2 protein-coding genes are annotated in these 710 nt (G+C 46.9%); one reads left to right on the plus strand and one right to left on the minus strand.

Going from position 1 to position 710, the window contains the following annotated elements:
• Positions 1–99 (plus strand): transposase domain-containing protein (locus ACOCD2_RS24000; protein WP_368857394.1); only part of this gene is annotated, 99 nt, incomplete at its 5' end.
• A gap of 59 nt (positions 100–158) precedes the next feature.
• On the opposite strand, the gene ACOCD2_RS24005 is transcribed toward ACOCD2_RS24000, so the two are convergent.
• Positions 159–458: a TusE/DsrC/DsvC family sulfur relay protein gene (locus ACOCD2_RS24005; protein WP_293650730.1), complete on the minus strand. Its 300-nt coding sequence runs from the start codon at positions 456–458 to the stop codon at positions 159–161.
• Positions 459–710: the final 252 nt, after the last annotated feature.

Genomic DNA, 710 nt, shown 5'->3' on the forward strand with positions numbered 1-710 from the left:
TACCTCCACCATGTGCTGCAGCACATCGGCAATGCCAGGACGGTTGAGGACATTGAAGCCCTGCTACCCTGGAACACGCCTGTCAAAAAAATGCAATAGGGCTGATTGTTTGGCGCTTACTAAAAAAAGCAGCGGTGCTTTTGTGTGTTGCCCGTCGCTTATACGCAGCCGGTCGGCTTGGGCAGGCCACCATATTTACTGATGGGCTTCATGGGGCCGGTCATCCATTGCTTGAACAGATCTTTCTTGTCCACGTCGATATACTTGGAAAACTTTCGAATCGGCGGAACAACATTGTGCTGTTCATAGTATTCACGCGCTTTCAGCACCTGTTCCCAACGGTCATCCGTCATCTCGAAACCATCCGCTTCTGCCATGGCCTTGCCAATTTCAGGCGTCCATTCGTTCATGTCCAAAAGATAGCCGTCTCCATCGCGTGGGGGTATTGCAGTATTCATTTTCTCACTAACCTCGTAATAGCCTAGTAATTTAGTATGTTATTTGGCAATCATACAGCGACTGGCATGAATATCTACCCCATTTTTCTGGCGGTAATCGATCACGAATGAAAAAACAGGTGATTTTAACATGCTAGAGTTTAGAGTTTCAGAGGAGAAAAACCACTAAAAATCTCAAAAAATAGTTGACATAGCAAGGCGCGGCCTCTCAGAAGAGAAATCAACACAAACTTCTGGAGGCCGCTATGGACG

The sequence above is a fragment of the Thiolapillus sp. genome (assembly GCF_048562965.1).
Taxonomy (GTDB): Bacteria; Pseudomonadota; Gammaproteobacteria; order Chromatiales; family Chromatiaceae; genus Thiolapillus; species Thiolapillus brandeum_A.

What these genes read in the sequence shown, in the direction of transcription:
- ACOCD2_RS24005 (WP_293650730.1), bottom strand. Translation starts at nt 458, where the DNA reads ATGAATACTGCAATACCCCCACGCGATGGAGACGGCTATCTTTTGGAC.